General features: G+C 46.5%; 15 protein-coding genes. 5 read left to right on the top strand and 10 right to left on the bottom strand.

Going from position 1 to position 15,081, the window contains the following annotated elements:
* Nucleotides 1-255: 255 nt before the first annotated feature.
* The 4 genes from OCU74_RS20170 to OCU74_RS20155 all read left to right on the top strand — a co-directional run bounded on the left by OCU74_RS20170 (nucleotide 256) and on the right by OCU74_RS20155 (nucleotide 4,399).
* Nucleotides 256-1,662, top strand: coding sequence for a ricin-type beta-trefoil lectin domain protein (locus tag OCU74_RS20170; protein WP_200807772.1), 1,407 nt, complete (start codon nucleotides 256-258; stop codon nucleotides 1,660-1,662).
* 167 nt (nucleotides 1,663-1,829) lie between these two features.
* Nucleotides 1,830-2,252, top strand: a complete 423-nt coding sequence (locus OCU74_RS20165; protein WP_087482225.1) for an NUDIX hydrolase — start codon at nucleotides 1,830-1,832, stop codon at nucleotides 2,250-2,252.
* Nucleotides 2,253-2,263: 11 nt separating this feature from the next.
* Nucleotides 2,264-3,265: a Gfo/Idh/MocA family protein gene (locus OCU74_RS20160; RefSeq protein WP_087482224.1), complete on the top strand. Its 1,002-nt coding sequence runs from the start codon at nucleotides 2,264-2,266 to the stop codon at nucleotides 3,263-3,265.
* 234 nt (nucleotides 3,266-3,499) lie between these two features.
* A complete protein-coding gene (locus OCU74_RS20155) occupies nucleotides 3,500-4,399 on the top strand; it encodes an ankyrin repeat domain-containing protein (RefSeq protein WP_087482223.1) in 900 nt (299 codons plus the stop codon).
* Between the two features lie 87 nt (nucleotides 4,400-4,486).
* On the opposite strand, the gene OCU74_RS20150 is transcribed toward OCU74_RS20155, so the two are convergent.
* Nucleotides 4,487-5,074 (bottom strand): FMN-dependent NADH-azoreductase, encoded by a 588-nt coding sequence (locus OCU74_RS20150; protein WP_087482222.1) that lies wholly within the window; start codon nucleotides 5,072-5,074, stop codon nucleotides 4,487-4,489.
* A gap of 335 nt (nucleotides 5,075-5,409) precedes the next feature.
* Here OCU74_RS20150 and OCU74_RS20145 point away from each other — a divergent pair, with 335 nt between their 5' ends.
* Nucleotides 5,410-5,826 (top strand): hypothetical protein, encoded by a 417-nt coding sequence (locus tag OCU74_RS20145; protein WP_087482221.1) that lies wholly within the window; start codon nucleotides 5,410-5,412, stop codon nucleotides 5,824-5,826.
* Between the two features lie 24 nt (nucleotides 5,827-5,850).
* Here the strand turns inward: OCU74_RS20145 and OCU74_RS20140 are convergent, their stop codons facing one another.
* The 9 genes from OCU74_RS20140 to napF all read right to left on the bottom strand — a co-directional run bounded on the left by OCU74_RS20140 (nucleotide 5,851) and on the right by napF (nucleotide 14,874).
* Nucleotides 5,851-6,690: a PRD domain-containing protein gene (locus OCU74_RS20140; protein WP_200807771.1), complete on the bottom strand. Its 840-nt coding sequence runs from the start codon at nucleotides 6,688-6,690 to the stop codon at nucleotides 5,851-5,853.
* A 43-nt stretch (nucleotides 6,691-6,733) separates the two neighbouring features.
* A complete protein-coding gene (locus OCU74_RS20135; RefSeq protein WP_087482220.1) occupies nucleotides 6,734-8,191 on the bottom strand; it encodes a glycoside hydrolase family 1 protein in 1,458 nt (485 codons plus the stop codon).
* Nucleotides 8,181-10,034 (bottom strand): beta-glucoside-specific PTS transporter subunit IIABC, encoded by a 1,854-nt coding sequence (locus tag OCU74_RS20130; protein WP_087482219.1) that lies wholly within the window; start codon nucleotides 10,032-10,034, stop codon nucleotides 8,181-8,183. Before OCU74_RS20130 ends, OCU74_RS20135 begins: the two co-directional genes overlap by 11 nt.
* A gap of 293 nt (nucleotides 10,035-10,327) precedes the next feature.
* Nucleotides 10,328-10,459, bottom strand: coding sequence for a TIGR02808 family protein (locus tag OCU74_RS20125; RefSeq protein ID WP_087482218.1), 132 nt, complete (start codon nucleotides 10,457-10,459; stop codon nucleotides 10,328-10,330).
* Between the two features lie 19 nt (nucleotides 10,460-10,478).
* The gene (locus tag OCU74_RS20120) at nucleotides 10,479-11,054 is read right to left on the bottom strand and encodes a NapC/NirT family cytochrome c (RefSeq protein WP_087482217.1); all 576 of its coding nucleotides are present in this window, start codon (nucleotides 11,052-11,054) and stop codon (nucleotides 10,479-10,481) included.
* A gap of 26 nt (nucleotides 11,055-11,080) precedes the next feature.
* Nucleotides 11,081-11,536, bottom strand: coding sequence for a nitrate reductase cytochrome c-type subunit (locus tag OCU74_RS20115; RefSeq protein ID WP_087482216.1), 456 nt, complete (start codon nucleotides 11,534-11,536; stop codon nucleotides 11,081-11,083).
* A 53-nt stretch (nucleotides 11,537-11,589) separates the two neighbouring features.
* Nucleotides 11,590-14,079, bottom strand: a complete 2,490-nt coding sequence (gene napA / locus OCU74_RS20110) for a periplasmic nitrate reductase subunit alpha (protein WP_087482215.1) — start codon at nucleotides 14,077-14,079, stop codon at nucleotides 11,590-11,592.
* Complete coding sequence (locus tag OCU74_RS20105) at nucleotides 14,076-14,378, bottom strand: chaperone NapD (protein WP_087482214.1); 303 nt, start codon at nucleotides 14,376-14,378, stop codon at nucleotides 14,076-14,078. Before OCU74_RS20105 ends, napA begins: the two co-directional genes overlap by 4 nt.
* On the bottom strand, nucleotides 14,368-14,874 hold the full coding sequence (gene napF, locus OCU74_RS20100; protein WP_087482213.1) for a ferredoxin-type protein NapF: 507 nt from the start codon (nucleotides 14,872-14,874) through the stop codon (nucleotides 14,368-14,370). Before napF ends, OCU74_RS20105 begins: the two co-directional genes overlap by 11 nt.
* Nucleotides 14,875-15,081 lie beyond the last annotated feature (207 nt).

Below are 15,081 nucleotides of genomic sequence, written 5' to 3'. Positions count from 1 at the left end.
TATTCTTATTAATTTTAATAACAATATTAAATAATATATCTATTTGTATTTTAATTGGTTTTTGTTTTATTTCTCACGGCTAATTTTAAATATAAATATTTTTTGAAAAAACAGTTTTTATGAAATATAAATAATTCTACAAATGACAATATAGTGATTTTTAATATGAAAAGTATTAGTATTATTTGTAAGTGGTTATTCTGTTTATCTTCGGTGCTTCTCGGTTTGCAGATGAATTCTGCCTATGCAGTGATTATGAAACCTATATTTAAGGCTGGCTTACCTCAGGATAGTCTGAGATTTGATCAACTGTATTATATTCAGCCGCATAATACCTACCAGCATGGGGATTCTCTCATCGGCTGGCTTGATGCCGGGTATCGTTCTGTGGAGCTGGATGTGATTGACCGGGGAAATTGGGAGAATAACGCCAAAGGTCCTTCTGTAAGCCATGATATGAATCCGGGCAATGTCAACTGTAGTGCTCCTGATAATGATCGTCTGGGAGATTGTCTGGATGATATCGTTAATTGGATGAACGTACATACGGATGATTTGCCATTAGTTATTTTCGTCGATATGAAATCAAGCTGGGATCCGCTAAATGCATGGAAGTCTGATGAAGTTGTGCTGTTAGATCAGTTTATTTCTAATTATCTGACTAACAAATTAGGCAGTCGTTTTTTCACTTATCAGGATTTACTGGCACATTTAGGTACTAATTATTCACCGGACTATCGGGCCCGGTTGAAAGCAGTAGGCTGGCCGAATGTAGCATCGATGAAAGGGAAAGCGATTATTGTGCTGACAGGCGGACATGTCGGTGATGTTAATGACCGTATGGAAACGGCAATGACATTAATGGGTTCTACTCAGAGTACTTTTCTGTGTCCTGATATTGATGCAGCAGATCCCAATGAGTTCTCCGGAGCGATCGATTCGATTTCAGATGAACACTCGAAACGTTTCTTCTGTGGCAATGTTGCTGCGGGTGATCACTACCAAATCACAGCCAATCGGGCGAATGAGTATAAGCAGTTGATGCATTTATGGAGTACTGCCGGAGATTTTAAAAACACCGATTATGCGGCGACCTGGATTGCTTTGGCTCATGGTGTATCTGCTATTGGCTGGGATATTGACAACGTTGCGCAAACACCGGACTGGACCAAAGGTAAACAGCCGCAGATACTGTTGGTTGGTGAAAGAAGAAGTTTACCCGGTTACTTTAAAATTCATCCGAAAATAGCCGTTGATCAGGATCAGTGTCTGGCTGTAGAAGGCTCCCGATATAATAATGGTAGCGATCTTCGTCAGGAACTCTGTACGGATCAGGATAACCAACAGTTTGTTTATACGGCTGAGGGGCAGTTAAGACCGAAAGGAAATAATAAGTATTGTGTGGATTTTAATACGGGTTCTGCCGATGCCGGTGATAAAATGCATCTGTGGGATTGCGATGGTGGAAACTCTGAAAAGTGGGCGGTTTCCTCGTCAGGTCAGTTCCTGAATAGGGATAAAAACTATGCCTACTGTATGGATGTTTCCGATGGTTCCACTGCTTCGGGTAATCAGTGGCAGATCTGGCCATGCAATAGCCAGAACGATAATCAGATTTTTTATCTTGAGCCGGTTGCTGACTGGGGACAGAGTTCTTTCTAACGGTAATTACTTGATTTGCATAGCAGGTCAGCCATAAAACTTTAGTCAATCAAAAGTGCCCTGGGTGGGGCGCTTTTTGTTTTTTTATTCAGGGAATAAAAGTTGATTCTCTGCGCCGGATTGAATAGGCTTTTGTGTAACTGCTTCTGTTATATGAGAACTTTCTTATGCCGCATATCCGAGCTAAAGCTGTCTGCCTGTTCCGACGTGATCACCGAATTTTGTTAGCGGAAGGATACGATCCGATCAAAGATGAGAAATATGTGATTCCGGTTGGTGGCGGGATTGAATTCGGTGAGAAGTCAACCGATGCCGCCCGGAGAGAAACCTTCGAAGAAATTGGTGCGGAAATCGGTAATCTGCGATTACTGGGAATCAGTGAAAATATTTTTACGTTCAGCGGAACTGCCGGCCACGAAATTGTTTTTGTCTATGAAGCCGAATTAAAAGATGAGTCTTTTTATCAGCAGGATGAAATCCCCGGAATCGAGGTCAATGGGGAACGATTTATTGTCCGCTGGTTTGATGAAGATGATCTCCTTAATGGTAATATCCCGTTTTATCCTGATGGTATTACCGACATGTTATAGTGGAACACAACATGGAAAATCATAAAGTACGCTGGGGGATTGCCGGACTGGGAAACATCGCCCATCGCTTTGCTGCGGATTTGACGCATTATGTGCAAAATGGTGAGTTGTATGCCGTGGCAGCAAGAGATTTACCACGTGCGGCTCAATTTGCCGGAGAATACGCCTGTCCGCATTATTACGACTCATATCAGGCACTGGCTGCTGACCCGAATGTTGATGCGGTGTATATCGCCACACTTCATCCGTTTCATCGTCATATGACCGAGTTGTTTCTCCGTCACGGCAAACATGTACTGGTTGAAAAGCCTGCTTTTACCAACCTTCGGGACTGGGATGAAATGACTTCACTTGCCAGACAGCAGGGGGTTTTGTTAGTGGAAGCAATGAAGTCGGTTGCGTTTCCTGCGTATCAGGTGTTGCGGCAGTTTATCCAACAGAATCAGGTTACGATCCATTCGGTTGAAGCGGCTTTCGGTGGCCGACATGGGTTTGATTCCCGGCTGCGTATCTTCGATCCGGATTTATCCGGCGGAGCAACGCTGGATGTTGGCGTATACGCATTATGGTTATACGCGGATCTATGTCAGTTAACCCAGACACCACTGCACAAACCTGCGGTGAAATATATTCAGGATTACGCTGAGTCCAAAGTGGATGATCATGTCGAATTCCATTTTACCGGAGCTCTCGAAGGAAAGATTGCCGCCTCGATTAGTCGGGATCTACAACGGGAAGCCACTATTCTGGGGCCGGAACTTGAGATTGTGATTCATGATAAGTGGTGGAATCCGAAAACGATCGATATTGTTTATCAGGGGAAAACCTCTCAAATCACCACACCTGCGGGAGGCGGGGGATTTGAGTATGAGACTGAACACGTTTCGGCGCTGATTCTGGATGGCAAACGATGCTCTGATGTGTTGCGTGCTGAAACCAGCCGTCAGGTGATTGCCATGATGGAAACTGCGCTGACAGAAAATGGCTTTGGTCATCTGGTTTATCCTGCTTAGTTCCTTTATTTTGTTCGCGGACTCTTGGCATGTCCGGCTGCCCTGGACTGATTCCGGCTAATCCTGATCGGGTTTTGCCGGATGTTCCTTCTTCCACTTTCTTTCTACCTACCTGAGACTGTACTTTCTAACTGAGACTGTAGCGTAACGAGTCTGAATCATCTGCTAATATTAAAGGGTCTGGCTATTTCTTAAGCCACTGAGTGAAACAGCAATCTTTTAAAGGTTCGGACTATGAATAAACTCGCTTTTTATTTCTCTCGACCCTGTTTGATTCTCTTGTCATTGATGTTCGCCGGTTGTGCGACGCAGCCGAAGCTGATTACAGCGATCCGCCATCATGACGTCCAAAAGGTAGAACTGATGTTACAGAAAGGTTCGGATCCGAATGTCTCTGATAAAAACAATTATCAGCGGACACCGCTTTATTATGCTGCGGAAGGTGGATACAACGATCTGGTAACCAAGCTGATCGCGGCCGGAGCTGATGTTGATCAGGCCTCCAGTGATGGCTGGACACCGTTGCTGGCAGCAGCAAGATATGACGGTGATATGGAAACTATACAGCTATTGGTTGATTCTGGCGCTAATCTGGGACAGACCAACAATTATGGCTGGAATGCTTTATTACTGGCTATCTGGAGCAATAAACCCAATGTTGTGACCGTGTTACTGGATTACGGTTTATCACCGGATCACCGTAACGGTGAAGATCAGGATGCCTACGATATTGCCCGTATGCAAAAGAATCTGGTTACTCCGGAGATGATTCAGAAATACCGGGATGAGTATCTGCAAAAACAGATGATTGCTGAAACCGAGCAAAAGCTTGAAGTCGCAGAAAATCGTGATGCTGAGCTTGGTTTATCGCTAAAAAGAGACAAATACCTGATTGCCTATTCGGATGCTTTGAAGAACGAAAATTATCTGGAAGCAGTTTTCTATGCCAGATTACTGGAAGGGCTGAATATTGAAATGGAAGATGACTTTTATTATTCTTGGGGCGAAACCCTGCTGAAACTCAATAAGCCTGAAGAAGCAAAAGTTAAATTGAATGAGTATCTCAAACGGGCCGGTTCTCAGGGGGAATATTATACCCAAGCGCTCCGCCTGATACTTCAGACGGAAAAATGAGTTTTCCGGGATTCTGATAAACAGACAAACAAACAGCGCCGGTGAAGCTGGCGCTGTTTGTTTATCGGGAAATAAACGTCTGGGAGATTAAACTGCAATAGCTTCCAGTTGACCTTTGGCCGTTGCAATTCCCTGAGCTGCGGGTTCATCACCCATATTCAGTGCTTCAGCATAAGCAAATTCAACATCAGTAATGCCGATAAAGCCCAGAATTGTTTTCAGGTATGGGGTAACGTTGTCGGTTGCCCCACCCAAATGAATGCCACCGCGTGTTGTGATTACTATAACTTTCTTGTTTTCAATCAGGCCCTGAACGCCAGCTTCGGTGTACTGGAATGTGACACCGGCACGGGCAATCAGATCGAACCAGTTTTTCAACTGAGTCGGAATGGTGAAGTTGTACATCGGGGCTGCAATAACAATGGTATCGGCAGCTTTGATTTCAGCAATCAGCTGGTCGGAAAGATTGACAATGGCTTGTTGTTCTTCACTCAGGCCTTCAGCAGAACGCAGAGCTGTGGCAACCGAGAAATCGAGTACAGGCAGTGGATTGGCAGCCAGATCACGGAGAGTTATCTCTGCACCATTGAATTTTTCCAGGTACGCATCAAGCAGTTTGCCTGACTGAGAATATTCACCAAGAATACTGGATTTCAGAGCGAGAACATGAGACATAAAATAATTCCTTGTGTAATTGAATCGCGTTGACGGGGGCTATTCTAGTGATGTGAAAAAGATAGATAAGTAGGAAACTTTGCAGAACCTATTCGAAAAAATTGAACTGATATTGTGATGGTATTTGATGTTTATCAGAGAATTTACTGAATTTTATGATATGAGATTCATAATTAAGTGTTCTTATTGTGGTGATTGTCATTCCTATACTACGCTTTTTTTATGGGTTTAAGCCCATCTATATGAGAAGTCAATATTCTGATCTTGTCAGTGATCAAGCCGTTTACATGAGACGTTGATGGAAACAGGAATGATGTGAAAATAAGGAGGCTGACATGTTCCCTTGGTTACAATCAAATTTCCATTTCCCGTTGAGCGGGGATGTTAACCAGAAAGTAGAGCCGGATTTCTTCACATTCATCGATACAGAAAGTGGTGACAGCGAACTTGAGCGGGAAATATTCAGTAAAGTGGGTTCATACGGAACACAGCTTAGCCTGCTTACCAAAGTTGTCCTTTCTCTCGCAAAAATGGGTGAATTAACAGAATTAGACGAAGAGTCTCAGGAAAATTATGAGAATGCTCTGGACGCACTCGAACAGCAGCAAAAGAGAATCGATGAGATTAAACAGGCGAAAAAACAGCGAATTAAAGAAAAAGCTACCGATATTCTGGATAAGCTGCAAGCCAGCGATTCTGATGAATTTGATCAGCTGTTGAGAAAGTATGGTTACAACCGCACCAAGAACTGATTGATATTCTTGGTATCACAGCCCCTAAGTCTCCGTTTGCAGTAACCGGTAAATATGTACGGCGAGATAGGTGATCTCTTCGTCAGATATTTCCTGCTGATAGGTTTCTCTGATGTATGTACGGATTTTTTGTGCACAACTGATAGCCTTGGGGTATTTGCGCTGAAAGTGCTCAAATAATGAGTCTTCATCGTCCGGTAGCATTTTCCCGGAGAAAAAGCGGGCGACGAAGAACTTCACATGAGTGATAAACCGGGTGTAGTGAATGTCGTCTGTTGCAATGTCGTTGCCGATCGTATAGCGGACGATATTGATAATTTTTCCGACCAGATGGGCATATTTTGCGCCGTCGGTTTCGTTACTGTCACTGCTTTGTGCATTGATCAGGTGGAAAGCTACATTGGCCGCTTCCTGCTCTGGCAGGAGAACTCCAAGATGTTCTTCCAGTAAGGCAAGAGCGAATTCACCGATTTCGAACTCAGTCCGGTAAAATGTTTTGATTTCCCAGAGAACCCGGTTGGTCAGGGTAATGTCGTTTTGAAACCGTTCAACGGCAAAGTGCAGATGATCGGTCAAAGCAAAATAAATGGTGTGATTCAGTGATTGCCCTATCTTTTGCTCGGCATGTGAGACGATCTCCTGCGTCAGTTCAAAATAGCGTGCAGGAATGGAATCAATGCTATCGAGCATTTGTCTGATATAAAGGTTATCGACCGGCATAAATACCTGACTGACATCATCGTACCGGATGCGTGTCCCCGGTTTTTTGCCGTAGCCAATGCCTTTTCCCAGTACGATCATCGGTTGACCGTTTTGCTCGACCAATACGACACTCGAATTGAGAGTCTTTGTGATTGTCAGCACTGATTCCACCTGTTTATCAATAGCCAAATCCCTCACTAATCTACTACAGAGATGCGCCGTTGGTTTTTATAATATCCTGATACCAGTAAAACGAGTCTTTCCTGATCCGTTCCAGTGTGCCGTGGCCTTCATCATCCTGATCAACGTAAATGAATCCATAGCGTTTTGACATCTGAGAAGTACCGGCACTGACCAGATCGATTGGTCCCCAACTGGTGTAGCCAATTAAATCAACACCCAGTGCAACCGCAGCCTTCATCTGCTCGAAATGTGCTTTGAAGTAATCGATACGATATGGGTCATGGATTTTTCCGTCAACTACTTCATCTTTGGCACCCATCCCATTTTCAACAATCATTAATGGTTTTTTGTAACGGTCGTAAAGTTCGAGTAATGACACTTTCAGACCGACCGGATCAATCTGCCATCCCCAGTCTGTTGAAGGCAAGTAGGGGTTTTTCACGCCTAAAATGGTGTTACCAGCAGCCATTTCCATTCCGTCACTGGCCGATTCCGTCAGCGACATATAGTAACTGAACGAAATGAAATCGACGGTGTGAGCCTTCAGAATATCCAGATCGTGCGGCTGCATTTCAATGTGGATACTTTCTTTTTGCCACTGTTTCTGAACCAGCGCTGGATATTCCCCGAATACCTGAACATCTGAATAGAAAAGATTCATCAGATTTTTTATCAGTGTCTTCTCAACATCCTGCGGATGGCAGGTGTGAGGATAGGTTGTCAGTTTGGTCAGCATACAACCAACCTGACTGCCGGGAATAATGTCGTGGCAGTCGCGAGTGACCAGCGCAGACGCAACAAACTGATGGTGTAATGCCTGATAGATCGTTTGCTGTTGATTTTCCGGACAACGATCGGGAATGATACCGGCGGTTGTAAAAGGGTGGCGGAAAATACTGTCGATTTCATTGAAGGTCAGCCAGTATTTCACATAAGGTTTGAACCGTTCAAAACAGACCCGGCTGAAACGGACAAAATGATCGATCACTGTTCGTTCCACCCAGCCATTGTACTTGAGTGATAATGCCAGCGGCATTTCATAGTGAGACAACGTCACGATGGGTTCAATGTGATGTTTTTTTAATTCTTCAAAGACCCGGATGTAGAATTGTACACCTTCTTCATTGGCTTCCTGCTCTTCTCCGGTCGGAAACAGCCGGGACCAGGCAATTGAAATCCGCAGAGCTTTAAATCCCATTTCTGCAAAGAGTGCGATATCTTCTGCATAGCGATGGTAAAAATCAATGCCCCGGCGCTTGGGATAGTGTGTATCACTAGGGTCTTGCATGGCCTGTTCAACCGACGCCGATGTAATTGCCGCGTGGGCGGCATAGTCTTTGACGTCAACATCTTTTTTATACACGGCAACATCGGCCACAGAAAGGCCTTTACCTCCCTGATTCCAGGCTCCTTCCACCTGATTAGCGGCCAGTGCGCCTCCCCAGAGAAAGTTTTCCGGAAATACATGTTCATTGTTCATATGCCAACTCCTCTATCATCATAATAATATCCTGCTGTCTGACCTGCTGGTTGTTCTCAATCGACTGGATCTGATACTGATGGGCATTCGCGATAATACACACCACCACCGTATCAAAGCCTTGTTCAGCGATTGCTTCCCGCTCAAATATAACCAGCGGCTGTCCTGCGTAAACTTGATCACCGGTATTTACCTGTGCTTTGAAGTGTTTACCTTCAAGTTTCACCGTATCAATCCCGATGTGGAACATCAGTTCGAGGCCGTTCTCGGCCACCATACTGATTGCATGCCCGGTGTTATAGACACTGACAATTTCACCACTGACGGGGGCATACAAGACATTATCATCCGGAATCACGGCGATTCCGTCACCGATCAGTTTGGCGGAGAAAACATCATCATTAACGGATTCAAGCGGAATGATTTTTCCTGAAACCGGGGCATGCACCGGGAAGGATTTATGTTCCCCATTGTCTCTTGGTGTGATGGTCTGTGTAGCCGACGGTGATTGTTGTTCACGCCATAAAATGAGCACAGCAATAAATGCGGTAAAGAATGAAACCGGAATTGCAATCAGTGCGTAGACCAGATTCATCGGGTTTTCGGGAGAGGCGAACATCGTAATACTGGCTAAGCCGGGACCAACCAACGCAAAACTCTCGATAGCACAAAGACCGATAAATGCGCCTCCGACCGCGCCACCAAGCATTACACTGTATAGTACCGGCTTATGGAGCAGGGTTACGCCGTAAATTGCGGGTTCTGTGATGCCGAACAGGGCTGAAATACCAGCTGATATTGCGGTTGAACGCAGTCCGATATCTTTGGTTTTCAGTGCAACGGCAAAGCTGGCGCCGGATTCAGCAATATTATGCGCCAGTGATGCCGGTAAATAGAGGACTTCTTTTCCGAACTGGGTCATCGCATTTACCGCATAGGGAATCATGGCTTTGTGCATTCCGGTTGCAATCATAAACGGCAGAATCGCCGCCAGTAGTCCCAAAGCGACAAAACCTAACTGATTAAAAATAGTTAGTATCACGGCAGACATACCAATTCCCAGGTTATATCCCAACGGACCGAGAACCAGTAATGTGACCGGTACGGTGACAGTCAGACAGACCAGCGGAACAAAGAATACCCGGACAGATTTCGGAGCGTAACGGGTAATCCAGTGCTCCATCCGGGAGTAAAACAGCACCGTCAGAATGGCAGGGAAGACCTGATAAGCATAGGGAATATTTTTCAGTGAGAGCTCAAAGACAACGGCTCCATCGGCAAGAATCTTAGTCATTCCCGGAATGAGTAACGCGCCGACGGCGGAAACGGCAACTAAGACATTGACTCTGAGTTTATTGGCGGTTGTAATTGCGACTAAGATCGGCAGGAAATAGAGTGGAGCGCTACCGATCGCATCAAAAATGACATGAACCGTTGAGCCTTTTTCCAGCCAGCCCAGCGTGATTAAAAGCAGAAGTAGTGATTTTAATATCCCGCCGCCGGCAACTGCCGGGATCAATGGCTGAAATATTCCGATGATAAAATCGATCAACCGGGCCGACCAGCGTTGCTGAGCTGGTTCATCTCTGCTTTCCGGCAGTTCCCCAATCAATACGCTTAATGCATTGTAAACTTCGATCACCTCATTCCCGATAATGATCTGACACTGTCCGGTCCGCCGTAGTCCAATGACTCCGGGGATTTTTTCTATCTGTGAATAATCGGGTTTCTGATTATCGACTAAGGTGAATCTGAGCCGGGTTGAACAATGGGTCAGAAAGGAAATGTTTTCTTTCCCTCCAATATATTGAAGGATATCCTCAGCAATTGTTTGATAGTCCATCGCATACCACCTGTGATCTCTTTAAAAACAAAAAGACCCAGAGTGCTGAGCTTATTTATAAACTCAGCACTCTGGGTCCTGCCTGCTTTACCAGTTACATGCCCGTAAGCAAATTGTATCTACGTCTGTTTTAGCTCAGTCAATGCAATGACTCAATAAGGAGCAGTGCAAATTGTCGGGTAGGTCATAGGTTTTTTGATAAGCAGGTAGGTGTGATGAATGATAAGGAGAGACGAATGTCTCTCCTTAAGTTTACTGATGACTGGGGAGGCATCAGTTGAGGGGAACGTGGCTTATTGCTTGTCCTTCGTTACTGAAAGCACCCAAACCGAGATGATGGCAACAGCGATAAATCCGGACAGAATAATCACCGGCATGGCGCTGTAGCCCAGAATATGCCAGATGATGGATTCTAGTGTACTCATGGTCTATTCCTTCTTTTGATCATTGCCAGCCTTCGACACCTTTCATGTCCGGCAGTTTATGAGCGATCCCTTTATGGCAGTCCACACAGGTTTTTTCTCCGGATGCCAGAGCAGTCGAGTGTTGCCGGGCGCTGATCGAACTTTGTTCAGAAAAGTCCATGTATTCGAACTGGTGACAGTTCCGGCATTCGAGCGAATCGTTTTTCTGAAGTCGTGCCCACTCCCGTTCGGCCAGATGTGCCCTTCGGGCCTGAAACTTTTCAGGCGTATCGATCGTTCCCATAAAGTGGAACAACAGCTCTTTCGATGCCTGTACTTTCCGGACGATTTTATCGGTCCATGCGTGCGGAACATGACAATCTGAACAGATTGCCCGTACGCCGGAACGGTTTGAATAATGGATCGTGTCCTGAATCTCTGCCACGATTGGCGCGTGGCATCCGGCACAGAACTCTTCAGTGTTAGTCGCCTCCATGCCTGTATTGAATGCACCCCAGAAGAGCAATCCACCGATGAACCCCATGAACAGAACAACGCCGACGGCTGCTTTACTTGGAGAAGCCAGTCGCTGCCAAAAGGCTTTTAGTAGTTTCATAATTAACCTCATTTCCGGCCCTGGCACTAACGGAGAGAATCCACACGTTTAAACTCATTTTCGACGAGTGCTTCTGCACTGGCCTGAGGAACGTGACACTGGAGACAGAAATAACGCCGTGGCGAAACATCAGCCAGTACTGCATCTTCCCGGTTGACGAAATGGGTGACGCTGATTTTAGTCGCTTTCATTTCTTCTGCGTTTTTCCAGCTATGGCAGGACAGGCATTTGTTGGCGTTCAGTGACACCTCATAGTTACGAATACTGTGTGGAATCAGTGGTGGCTGATAAATATAGTCACTACCGAGTACCTGCTCTTTCGGGTACTTTTTCATTTCATCCGCCGGACGGGTATCTTCAATTTCGGTGATGCCTCTCAGAGACTCTAAACCTCCGATACCGCCGGGGTTGTCAAATTTTGCATAGACGATCCCACTGAGTAAGAGACCGGCTGCAACTAGGGTGATTATTTTTTTGCTCATCATTATTCTCCGACATAAACTGCTGCTGGCTTTTGCATCTGCTCGCTGTGTTCTCATACCGCTTTGGTGATTTTGACCGGACATTTTTTGAAATCTGTCTGTTTGGATAGCGGATCTGTCGCATCGAGAATCAACTTGTTCACCAGAATGCGTGCGTCAAAAAATGGGACAAACACCAGTCCCTGAGGTGGTTTGTTGCGGCCTCTGGTCTCAACTCTGGCTCTGATTTCTCCGCGTTTGTTGGCAATCACGACTTCATCGCCGCGGCGTAATCCACGAGCTTTCGCATCTGCCGGATGGATAAAGCAGAGTGCATCCGGAACGGCTTTGTAAAGTTCAGGAACCCGACGGGTCATAGTGCCGGTGTGCCAGTGCTCAAGAACCCGGCCACTACACAGCCACATATCAAACTCTTTATCCGGCATTTCCGGTGGCGCTTCGTAAGGTGCAGAAATAATCAGCGCCTTGCCATCCGGTTTGCCATAGAAATCCCAGTCAGTGCCTGGTTTGGCATAAGGGTCTGAACCTTCTTTAAAGCGCCACAGGGTTTCTTTACCGTTCACCACCGGCCATCTCAGGCCACGGACCTGATGATAGGTGTCATAGGGTGCCAGATCGTGACCGTGTCCCCGGCCAAAGCTGGCATATTCTTCGAATAAACCTTTCTGGACGTAGAAACCGAAGTGGTGTGCATCATCGTTGAGTTCTTTAGCTTCGGAGAGCGGGAACTGATCGACCTGCCCATTTTTGAACAGGACTTCAAACAACGTTTTTCCGCGGTACTCCGGCATTTTTGCCAGTAGTTCTTCCGGCCAGACTTCTTCCATTTTGAAGCGTTTGGAAAACTCCATCACCTGCCAGGAATCAGATTTGGCATCGCCAACCGGCGTGACTTGCTGATACCAGGCCTGAGTCCGTCTTTCTGCATTTCCGTAAGCCCCTTCTTTTTCAACCCACATCGCTGTCGGCAGAATCAGATCAGCGGCTTGTGCGGACACTGTCGGATAAGGGTCGGAGACCACAATGAAATTCTCCGGATTACGGAAACCGGGCAGGCGCTCGGTATTCAGGTTCGGTCCGGCCTGCATGTTGTTGTTACATTGCAGCCAGTAGGCATTCAGTTTGCCGTCTTTGAGCATACGATCCTGAAGCACGGCATGAAAACCGGGTTTAGGCGGAATCGTTCCTTCCGGCAGTTTCCAGATTTTTTCTGCAATGGCTCGGTGTTTCGGGTTGGCAACCACCATATCCGCAGGCAGACGATGGGCAAATGTACCGACTTCACGGGCGGTTCCGCAGGCCGATGGCTGACCGGTCAGGGAGAAGGGACTGTTACCGGGAGTGGCTATTTTCCCGGTCAGAAGATGTAGATTATAGATGAGACTGTTCATCCACACGCCCCGGGTATGCTGGTTCATTCCCATAGTCCAGAGTGACATAATTTTCACATTTGGATCGGCGTACTGCTTCGCAAGGATGAGGAGTTTTTCAGCCGGAACTCCGGAAAGTTCCTCAGTCTTTTCCAGAGTGTATGGGGCAACCGAGGCTTTGTATGCTTCAAAGTCAATCGGTGTCATCTTACCTGAGTTCGGATTTTTGGCTTTTTTCTGGATCGGATTATCGTCACGCAGACCATAGCCGATATCTGTGGTGGCTTGCATGAAGTGGGTGTGTTTCTTCACGAAATCCCAGTTCACCGCATCGTTTTGGATAATGTAGTTGGCAATAAAGTTGGCAATTGCCAGATCGGTTTGCGGATGGAAAATATAACCGTGGTCTGCCAGCTCGAAGCAGCGGTGCTGATAAGTTGAGAGGACGTTTACTTTTACATGAGGGAAACTCAGCCGACGGTCAGTGACCCGGGTCCACAATACCGGGTGCATTTCTGCCATGTTCGAACCCCACAGGACAAACACATCGGCATTTTCAAAATCATCATAACAACCCATCGGTTCATCAATCCCGAAGGTCCGCATGAATCCACCGACAGCAGACGCCATACAGTGACGGGCGTTTGGATCGATGTTATTGGAACGGAAACCGGCTTTCATCAGTTTTACGGCAGCGTAACCTTCCATCACAGTCCACTGGCCTGAGCCAAACATCCCGACTGAAGTTGGTCCGCGTTTTTTCAAAGCCGCTTTCCACTTCTCGGCCATGACATCAAAAGCGGTGTCCCAGGAGACCGGCGTGAATTCTCCGTCTTTGTGAAATTGCCCGTCTTTCATTCTGAGTAACGGTTGAGTCAGACGATCCTGACCGTACATGATTTTTGACAGGAAATATCCCTTGATACAGTTGAGACCTTTATTGACCGGAGCCAGCGGATCACCCTGAGTCGCAACAATCCGATCATCCTGAGTGCCGACCAGTACCGAACAGCCTGTACCACAGAAGCGACACGGGGCTTTATCCCAGTGAATTTTGCTTTGATCTGAACTTGCAATCAGATTGGTTGCCGATGTCGGCAGTGTTACTCCGGCAACGGCGGCTGCCGAGGCTGCTGCATTGGCCTTTAAAAATGCTCTTCTTGTAATGCTCATACATCGCCCTCAGTCTCATGAATGGAAACGCCCGTGTCTGTTTCGTCGGCATCTTCCGAATCAATTTGGTGGTAAACCAATGCCACACCCAAGACGCCATGCATCTGGTGAATGACATCAATGGTGTCAGTAATAAATCCCTGATGGGTGCTTTCCAGCACGACCACCAGCTTTCCTTCTTCGCTCTCCCCGTAGATTTCAGCTCCGGGAAGTACGGTAATCTGTGGCTTAATCGTTGGCAGTGCATCCGGGACGGCATGCACAACCAGACTTGAAATATGGACCTCGTTACATTGCATCCTGAATGACATCCTGTGTTTGGTGGCAGACGGTGATCGCCTGAGTCGGGCACCCGGCAACACAGGCACCACATCCGTTACATAATTCCGGATTGATTTGCGGCTGGGCGACTTTACCCGGCTGAAGCCGGAACTGAATCGCAGCCGGTTCACAGCTGTCATGGCAACTTCTGCACTCAACATTTTGTTGTGCCAGACACTTGGCACTGACAGTGGCTTTGGCATTCCAGGGAGAGGCGGTTTCCGGGAGAAATAACTTCTCCGGGCAGGCTGCTGCACATTGATAGCAAAACGTACATTCTCCGGTGTGGAAGTCGACCTGAGGAAAGCCACCGTCACCATGAACAATAATCTGAGTTTCACAGGCATCAATACACTGACTGCAACGGACGCAGTGTTCGAAAAATGCGGTTAAATCCTGAATCCAGGGCAAGGCAGGTGGTTGCTCCTGTGGTGTCGTCCGATGAAATAAATGTCGTCTTGTCCGATCGATCACTCGTACCACCCATTAATGCTCAGCATTGATTCACAGCAAGCTGGAAATATTCGGAAATTATTATTTCCATCAATTGTAGGTGTCGGGCTGCGGACTGAAATACTACCAAGGGGGTAAATGGGGGGGAATCTTGTTTTAGATCAACTAGTCATTCACGGGAGTTGTGAGTTGCTTCATGTTCTGGGTGTAACTAATCCTTATTTATAA

It is taken from the genome of Vibrio mangrovi (assembly GCF_024346955.1).
Classification (GTDB): domain Bacteria; phylum Pseudomonadota; class Gammaproteobacteria; order Enterobacterales; family Vibrionaceae; genus Vibrio; species Vibrio mangrovi.
Note: the sequence above shows the minus strand (reverse complement) of the source record. Positions and strands in the feature narration are given on the sequence as shown.

Bases quoted from the DNA above. Each gene is read 5' to 3' on its own strand.
- OCU74_RS20120 (WP_087482217.1), bottom strand. From the start codon at position 11,054: ATGAAACTACTAAAAGCCTTTTGGCAGCGACTGGCTTCTCCAAGTAAA.
- OCU74_RS20165 (WP_087482225.1), top strand. From the start codon at position 1,830: ATGCCGCATATCCGAGCTAAAGCTGTCTGCCTGTTCCGACGTGATCAC.
- OCU74_RS20130 (WP_087482219.1), bottom strand. From the start codon at position 10,034: ATGGACTATCAAACAATTGCTGAGGATATCCTTCAATATATTGGAGGG.
- napA (WP_087482215.1), bottom strand. From the start codon at position 14,079: ATGAGCATTACAAGAAGAGCATTTTTAAAGGCCAATGCAGCAGCCTCG.
- OCU74_RS20125 (WP_087482218.1), bottom strand. From the start codon at position 10,459: ATGAGTACACTAGAATCCATCATCTGGCATATTCTGGGCTACAGCGCC.
- OCU74_RS20115 (WP_087482216.1), bottom strand. From the start codon at position 11,536: ATGAGCAAAAAAATAATCACCCTAGTTGCAGCCGGTCTCTTACTCAGT.
- OCU74_RS20155 (WP_087482223.1), top strand. From the start codon at position 3,500: ATGAATAAACTCGCTTTTTATTTCTCTCGACCCTGTTTGATTCTCTTG.
- OCU74_RS20150 (WP_087482222.1), bottom strand. From the start codon at position 5,074: ATGTCTCATGTTCTCGCTCTGAAATCCAGTATTCTTGGTGAATATTCT.
- OCU74_RS20145 (WP_087482221.1), top strand. From the start codon at position 5,410: ATGTTCCCTTGGTTACAATCAAATTTCCATTTCCCGTTGAGCGGGGAT.
- OCU74_RS20160 (WP_087482224.1), top strand. From the start codon at position 2,264: ATGGAAAATCATAAAGTACGCTGGGGGATTGCCGGACTGGGAAACATC.
- OCU74_RS20170 (WP_200807772.1), top strand. From the start codon at position 256: ATGAAACCTATATTTAAGGCTGGCTTACCTCAGGATAGTCTGAGATTT.
- OCU74_RS20105 (WP_087482214.1), bottom strand. From the start codon at position 14,378: ATGCAATGTAACGAGGTCCATATTTCAAGTCTGGTTGTGCATGCCGTC.
- OCU74_RS20135 (WP_087482220.1), bottom strand. From the start codon at position 8,191: ATGAACAATGAACATGTATTTCCGGAAAACTTTCTCTGGGGAGGCGCA.